The 7,661-nt window shown below is 72.4% G+C and carries 6 protein-coding genes and 1 CRISPR repeat array; of the genes, 2 read left to right on the forward strand and 4 right to left on the reverse strand.

The features are described from left to right. Nucleotides 1–11 precede the first annotated feature (11 nt). Genes ACZ6Q9_RS19555 through ACZ6Q9_RS19570 form a run of 4 tightly spaced genes read right to left on the reverse strand, consistent with a single transcriptional unit; the run spans nt 12 to nt 3,985 of the window. A complete protein-coding gene (locus tag ACZ6Q9_RS19555; protein ID WP_396827220.1) occupies nt 12–2,033 on the reverse strand; it encodes a hypothetical protein in 2,022 nt (673 codons plus the stop codon). A gap of 3 nt (nt 2,034–2,036) precedes the next feature. Beyond that, nucleotides 2,037–2,684, reverse strand: coding sequence for a hypothetical protein (locus tag ACZ6Q9_RS19560; protein ID WP_396827222.1), 648 nt, complete (start codon nt 2,682–2,684; stop codon nt 2,037–2,039). 60 nt (nt 2,685–2,744) lie between these two features. After that, nucleotides 2,745–3,110 (reverse strand): hypothetical protein, encoded by a 366-nt coding sequence (locus tag ACZ6Q9_RS19565; RefSeq protein ID WP_396827224.1) that lies wholly within the window; start codon nt 3,108–3,110, stop codon nt 2,745–2,747. A 2-nt stretch (nt 3,111–3,112) separates the two neighbouring features. Beyond that, nucleotides 3,113–3,985, reverse strand: coding sequence for a MinD/ParA family protein (locus ACZ6Q9_RS19570; RefSeq protein ID WP_396827226.1), 873 nt, complete (start codon nt 3,983–3,985; stop codon nt 3,113–3,115). 515 nt (nt 3,986–4,500) lie between these two features. On the opposite strand from ACZ6Q9_RS19570, the gene ACZ6Q9_RS19575 reads away from it, so the two are divergent. Then, on the forward strand, nt 4,501–4,953 hold the full coding sequence (locus ACZ6Q9_RS19575) for a hypothetical protein (protein ID WP_396827228.1): 453 nt from the start codon (nt 4,501–4,503) through the stop codon (nt 4,951–4,953). Between the two features lie 45 nt (nt 4,954–4,998). After that, nucleotides 4,999–5,232, forward strand: a complete 234-nt coding sequence (locus tag ACZ6Q9_RS19580) for a hypothetical protein (protein WP_466021416.1) — start codon at nt 4,999–5,001, stop codon at nt 5,230–5,232. 6 nt (nt 5,233–5,238) lie between these two features. Further along, a CRISPR array of direct repeats spans nt 5,239–7,655; the repeat unit is 37 nt; unit sequence GTTGCGATCCTCGCCCGGCGTGGTGGCCGGGCGCAGC. Nucleotides 7,656–7,661 lie beyond the last annotated feature (6 nt).

The raw sequence follows: 7,661 nt of genomic DNA on the forward strand, positions 1-7,661 counted from the left end.
TCCTCTCCCGTTTAGACCGGCACGATCGGGATTTCGGCGGCCCCGCCAGCTGCGGCGCTCTGCCCACCGGCCGCTCCGCCGGCCCGGCCAGCCGCCCCGCCGTTCGCCCGCCCGGCGGCGCTGTCTTCGTCGGGCGGAGGCAGCGCCGTACCGCCGGAACCCGGCGTCCCCGCTTCCGGTCCGGACGAATGGCTGCCCGCGCCGGAACCACCGTCACCGGCAGGTGACGCGCCGGTGCCCGCCGCGTCCCGGCCGGAGTCCGGTCCGGTCAGCGCGGACGCCTGCTCGCGGGCCGCCTTCGGCGTCACCGGCAACGCGCCCTGCTCACCCGTTGCGTCACCGGGCACCGTCAACTGCCCACGTGTCACGTCGCCCTGAGCGGTGCGGGAGTCCCGTTCCACACCGGCGGCCTCGTCGGCGTTCTCACCCCCGGCCTGTTCGCCGCCCGTCTCCCCTGCAGGCTCGCCGAACTGGCTGCTGTCCCCTCGGCCGTCCAGGGCCTCGACCGCGTCGGGTAGCCCGGCAAGCGCAGCGGCGGGCCCGCCGGGAGGAGTCGGGCTGGTGGGGATGGCCTCGGAGTTGCCCTGCATCAGCGACGCCGCGTCCGTATCCCCACCACCGCCGGGCTGCAGCCCGGCCAAGCGACGCGACGCGACGTCCAGCCCGACCGCCCCGGCTGCCGAGGTCAGGAAACTCCGGGCGTCGACATCGGCGAGGTAGCCGTCCCACATGCTCGTCAACCGCAGCAGAATCCACGGCGCGAGGACCATCAGCACGATGATGAACAGGCCCCGCAGCACGTTGACGACGTTGTCGCTCTCGTACGTGGTGCGGGTGCCGTAGATCCACAACGCGGCGATGAAGAACTTCGAGCTGGCCAGCGCGTTGCAGGTCCAGAACCATTTACGGCCCCACGCGCGGGTCTCGGCCATCACCTGACCGGTCATCGCCATCGCCCCGAACAGCGCCGCCCCGGCGGCCAGCAGCGACCGGAACAGCAGCATCACGAACACCAACACCAGCCCGATCACGCCGACGACCGCGACGACGAAAGCCAGCAGGATCGTGCCGCTGTCCGCGGTCAGCGAGTTGAGCGCGTCGACCCACATGCTCGGCTGCCAGTCCCGCTGCTGGTTGCGGGCGATCAGCGCGACCGTCGCCTCATCCCACGCCGCCATCAGCAGGTAGGCGATGCCGCCAGCGAACGCGATGCCGAACATCGCGCGGACCAGCCCGCCCAGGCTGGACAGCGGCCCAGGACCGCTCAGCCGCAGCCCGTTGACCGCCGTGGAGATCACGAAGACCACCAGCACCATGACGATCAGCACCCCGCTGATGTCGTTGTAGACGCCGTAGAACGGCTCGTCGGCAACGGTGGAGGACTGCGTGAATACGATTTCGGCCAGCTTGCCCAGCGCCCATGCGAACCCAGCGACGGCGACATCCGCGAGGCCCTCGAAACCGGTGCGTGCGACATCCTTGACCTGCGCGCTCACCTGGCACGCCACATCCAGCGGCCCGCACTCCGACGACGCCTTCAGCGACGAGTTCGCTACCAGAGACGTGCGCAGCGCCCGGCAGCGGTCCGCTTTCGCCGTCCACCGCTCAGCGTTGGCCTTGTCCTGCGTGGCTCTCGCGTCCAATCGCTCGCAGCGCACCGGCTGCTCACCGGCGGCCGGCAGCCGTTCATCGAGCACCGACGGCGTGCCGTCCGGGGGCGGGGACTGCACCGTCAGCGCCACCGCGTCGCAGCGTTCCTGATCGGCGGCGCTCGCCGCCGCACTGCACACCGTCGTCCAGCCCTCGCCCGGCTGCCACCGCACCCACGGCAGGCACCAGTTCACCTGCGGCTGCGTCAACTGCTCCGCACCGCTACCGGGCCGGGCATCGACCGGCGGAGCCAGGCAGGCCGAAGCTGATGGCGCCGGGGCAGGCGTCGGTGCCGCCGAAGCCCGCCCCGGGGCCACCATCCCCACGGTCAACAGCGAGAACGCCACCAGCAGCAGCCGAAGCGTCACGGGCGCAGCGGCCATCGGTCACACCGTCCCCGGCGCCCACGACCGGGCGCTGAGCACGTCGACCAGGGGCTGTATGTCCCGCGGTCCACCATCACGGCGCGCGCCGCGCTGATCCGGCGGTGGCACTGGCATCGGACGCTCCGCCGTCACCAGCCGCCACCGGCCCTGGGACCACCGCACCGTCGCCGACTGCACGTACCAGCCGCCCGCCAACCCGATATTCAGGTCTGTGGTGTTGCCGGTCATGGCGGCGCCGCTCAGGGTGCAAACAAGCATCCGCACCGACACCTGACGGTCCTCGGGCACCACCACGTCGAGATCGGCATCCGGCACCCAGACCCGCGCCACAACCGTCTGAGAGATCGTCGCCCCGCCCGCCGCCGGACCCACCAGCGGCTCCACCGCCGACGTAGCCCCCTCAGCCACGATCAGGTCCGTCACCGCCTGCCTGGTCGCCGCAGGCCGCGCACCAGCGGCGGCAAGCACCTGCGTGTAGGCCGCCGCCGCATCCCCGCCGCCGCGAGGCGTGCCCGGGAACCCCACCGGCACCCCGGCCTGCACCCGCTCGGCGTACCGCACGGTCACCTGCTGCCCCGGGGCGCTTGCGCGTCCGACGGCGAACAACGCCGCGCCTGCGAGCAGCACCAGCGCCAGCACGGCGGCCACGACGGACGTCCGGCGGCCGGCGGCCGGCTTGAACTCCGCTCTACGCATGCCCACCACCCGCTAGATCTCGGTGAGCAGGAACGCGACGATCGACGTGGCGGACCCCACCACGATCGCCACCAGCCCGGCCTTCCACATCATCGACTTGCCACGGTCGCTGATGATGTGGGCGCCGAAGATCGGACCAATGCCGAACGCGATCGCCCCCGCCGCGAGCCCGGCCACCGCCGACACCACCCCGAGGAACAGAGCGGCGTTGGCCAGCTTGTAGAACAGGTCCGATCGCGGCACGGCCGCGGGATCCGGACTGATCCGGCTGAAGTCGAAGCCCCCACCCGATGGCTCCGGTGTCGGGGTCGGCGCCAGCAGCGCCGCCGCTGCCGGAGCCCGCACCGTCACCACCGCCGCAATCCAATGCACCGACATGATTAGTCCTCCCCGTTTGAGGCCGGCAGATCAGTAACCGAGGCAGCCGCAGAGCCCACCGGGCACCGGTCGATCACCGCCGCGGCGACCTCCGTCAACGCCGACCGAGTGGCCTTGCTCAACGCCCGCGGGTCAAGCGGATCCGCCCGCGCGAGCACCGGGTCATACGGCACCCGCACCAGCGCAGCGGCGGTCTGCCTCGCCAACTGCTCCACCGCCCGCACCTCCCTGGCGGTCGACGGTGAGATCGCCATGACCACCGCCACCGCGCGGTCCACTACATGACTCAAACCGGCCGAGCGCATATGAGTCAGCAGCCGAAGGGTGTGCTGCACCGCATCGACCGTCGCTCTCGACACCAACACCGGCACCGTCGACCACCCCAGCGCTCGCCACGTCGGCGTGGTATCCGCCGTCGGCAAATCCAGCAGCGCCAGGCGGTAGACCGAGCGCAGCTGACCGATCACGCCGAACAGCTCAGGCCAGGTCGGTGGGCGCCGCTGCGCCAGCAACTTGCTCTCGCCGACCAGCACCCGCAGCCCCGTAGGGCCGACCTGCATGAGCCGCTCCGCCGCGTCACCGTCGGCCAGCCCCGTATCGGTGATCACGGCGTCCCACACGGTGAAGGCGCTGCGCCGCGCCACCCGATGCTCCAGACCGCCCCACGGCCGCAGGGTCGCGTCGACCGCCACCAGCGGGTCAGGAACAGCCAGCGCGAGCAGACCGCCCAAGGCAGCCGTGAGCGCCGAGCGGCCCACCCCACCGTCCGCAGACGACACACACACCAGCGGACATCCCGCCCGCAGCGACGCTGCACGCCACCACAGCGTCTCCACCCGCGTGCCAGCCCCGAACTCGCGCGGGATCTCCCGCACTGCCGGCTCTCCCCCGATCCTTGGTCGCGCAGGGGCGGAGGCCAGGGCTCGCGCGGCGATCTCCTCGGGGCGTGGAGCCGGCGGGAGGGCCCTCCTCCCGCCCGCCGGCTCTCGCCGCTCGCCACCCCGCCCGCCCGTTCCGGGCGCGCGGTCAGCGAGCGGTTCGGGCTGCTCGTCCGATGAACTCAGCACGTCCGCCTCCCCGTAAGGCATGCCGTACAGCACTGACCAGCGCCGCTACCTCGACGCATGTCGGTCCCCCGTTACTGTCACGACCTGGACGCTGACCAGACGAGCAGGCCCCACGGCGGCGCACCATCCCTCTGGAGGCTGCCGCCCGGATCGGCAAGCCATCTGGATGGAGACAGCCCGATCCGCTACGCTCCAACCAACTTCAGTTCGCAAGAATCCGAACCACAGTTGCCGAAGCGACACCGCGAGCTAAGCACACGTCACAGAGAGGCGTCAACTACAGTTCGGTTTGCGACCAACTGTGGTTGCAGTTGGGGGGCGCCATGACCGACAAGCCAACCGACCAGGCAGAGGCAGCAGCCTCCGCCCTCACCCAAGCCAGACTCCGCGCACTCTTCGACGCCAAAGGGGAGGGACGGCCCCCGTACACGGAGGCCGAAGTGGCCAGGGCTCTGACCAAAGCCGGCCACCGCATCACGCCGGAAGGCATACGGAACCTGCTCCGTGGACCCCGCATCAACCCGAAGGCGTCCACACTCCGCGCGCTTGCCCAGTTCTTCGACGTACCCGCCGGCTACCTGCTCGGAGACCAAGAGGAGCCAGAAGAGCAAAACCGGCGCGTCCGGGTCATGGCCCGCGCAATCACCAAGCTGTCACCCGCTGCACAAGAGGGCATCGCCGTGATCATCGACAACCTCCTACGGGTCGAGGAAGCAGCACGTGAGGGCGACAGGAGTACACAGAGCCCACAACGGAAGTCCGAGGGAAACAGCTAGAGCAGCAGGACAATCGGGCGCAGCCATCCGCCCCTGGCTGTGCCCATGGCTGCGCCGCATGTTGCGATCCTCGCCCGGCGCGGTGGCCGGGCGCAGCCAGTGCCCGTCGCCGCCGGCGGCGGCGTCGTGGTGGAGTTGCGATCCTCGCCCGGCGCGGTGGCCGGGCGCAGCAGCATCGCGACGGCCTCGGCGATCGTGTCGAACCCGTCGTTGCGATCCTCGCCCGGCGCGGCTGCTGGCCAGCCGCAGCGATGGTCCTGCCGGCCGCCCAGGCTGTAGACCCACGTTGCGATCCTCGCCCGGCGCGGTGGCCAGGCGCAGCCCTGCCGCGAGGGGTGGTCAGGGGGCCGGACACCTGGTTGCGATCCTCGCCCGGCGCGGTGGCCGGGCGCAGCGTGCTGCTGAGCGTCATTCTCGCGTTCCTGCTGACGTTGCGATCCTCGCCCGGCGTGGTGGCCGGGCGCAGCGCGGGCCATCACCTACGAGTTGGGCGGCTGCGACCTGTTGCGATCCTCGCCCGGAGTGGTGGCCGGGCGCAGCACCCGGGCACGCGTCACCGCCTGGCGCGGCAAGCGGGAGTTGCGATCCTCGCCCGGCGTGGTGGCCGGGCGCAGCCCCGGTTGTGCAGCCAGTCCCCGCCCGTGGTGACGTGGTTGCGATCCTCGCCCGGCGTGGTGGCCGGGCGCAGCACGATGCAGACGCAGATGGCGGCCGTGAGCCGCTCGCCGTTGCGATCCTCGCCCGGCGTGGTGGCCGGGCGCAGCATGAGCCAGCGGCGGACGTCCCACGCCTCCAGGTGGGAGTTGCGATCCTCGCCCGGCGTGGTGGCCGGGCGCAGCGTGCCGGCGGTGCGTTCGGGTGCTTGGTGATGCCCGGTGTTGCGATCCTCGCCCGGCGTGGTGGCCGGGCGCAGCCTCGATCACGACCCAGCTTTCGTTCCCGTCGGTGACGGAGTTGCGATCCTCGCCCGGCGTGGTGGCCGGGCGCAGCTTGACGGGCGTTCCGCGGCTGCCCCTACGCAGGGTCGGTTGCGATCCTCGCCCGGCGTGGTGGCCGGGCGCAGCGCGCCGCCGCCACGGTGCAGCGGCGCGGCGGTCGACGTGTTGCGATCCTCGCCCGGCGTGGTGGCCGGGCGCAGCCCGGTCCCGCTCGTCCTGTGTCACTGTGCTCATGCTGCGTTGCGATCCTCGCCCGGCGTGGTGGCCGGGCGCAGCGAGCGCGCCGCACTCGTCCACCGCGTCGACGAGTTGGAGTTGCGATCCTCGCCCGGCGTGGTGGCCGGGCGCAGCTCGTGGTGCCCGACCTGAGCGCGTTCCACCAGATCACGCAGTTGCGATCCTCGCCCGGCGTGGTGGCCGGGCGCAGCCCATGGCCGGGGGCGTCAGCCAGGTCGGCGAGCTGGCGTTGCGATCCTCGCCCGGCGCGGTGGCCAGGCGCAGCCGTTGCGGATCGGCACAGTGGCGTTCGCCCCGTACGCGTTGCGATCCTCGCCCGGCGTGGTGGCCGGGCGCAGCCACGGCCGTCGGGGTGACCGTCTGCGTGGTGACGGTGTTGCGATCCTCGCCCGGCGTGGTGGCCGGGCGCAGCGCGGGTACGCGGGTCGGCGCGCATGTAGTCGTCCAGGTCGTTGCGATCCTCGCCCGGCGTGGTGGCCGGGCGCAGCTAGGCGTGGAACGGCACGCTGGCGACGTTGCGGGCGATGTTGCGATCCTCGCCCGGCGTGGTGGCCGGGCCCAGCCGTCCTCGCCCTTGACGGACAGCCGGTAGCTGCCGTTGTTGCGATCCTCGCCCGGCGTGGTGGCCGGGCGCAGCCCGGTTCCGGCTGGAGTGTTGCTGGTCGACGTGCAGTTGCGATCCTCGCCCGGCGTGGTGGCCGGGCGCAGCGCGTCGGGATCAGCGCGCCCATCGACGCCGCCGACAGGTTGCGATCCTCGCCCGGCGTGGTGGCCGGGCGCAGCGGACGCCTGCTGGCACGGACCCGCAGCCGTCGCGGCCGTTGCGATCCTCGCCCGGCGTGGTGGCCGGGCGCAGCAGGTGCGTTGCCGCATCAGGTCGCGGTCCTCGACGTCGTTGCGATCCTCGCCCGGCGTGGTGGCCGGGCGCAGCACCGCAGGAGACGTTCAGTCGCTGGTGTGCCGGGTGTTGCGATCCTCGCCCGGCGTGGTGGCCGGGCGCAGCACCCGCCCACCGCGAAGATCCGGCCGCACATCGCCGAGTTGCGATCCTCGCCCGGCGTGGTGGCCGGGCGCAGCGCCCGGCTCGCGCCTGCCCACCGAGGCTGAGCTGGCGGCGTTGCGATCCTCGCCCGGCGTGGTGGCCGGGCGCAGCGGCCAGCCTGCCGGGACTACCAACCCACTGACCCGGACGTTGCGATCCTCGCCCGGCGTGGTGGCCGGGCGCAGCCACCAGCCCTGGCCGGCACCCGCCGGGCAGACCAGCACGTTGCGATCCTCGCCCGGCGTGGTGGCCGGGCGCAGCACCTATGACACGGCGCCGCAGACCCCGCCGGCGTTCCGGTTGCGATCCTCGCCCGGCGTGGTGGCCGGGCGCAGCACAGTCGCCGCGCCCGCCGCGGTGTAGGCGACGACCTTGTTGCGATCCTCGCCTGGCGTGGTGGCCGGGCGCAGCCGTACCGCTCGCCCAGGTAGACGCTCGTGCACCCGTCGTTGCGATCCTCGCCCGGCGTGGTGGCCGGGCGCAGCCGTACG

This window comes from Micromonospora sp. NPDC049139 (assembly GCF_055586845.1).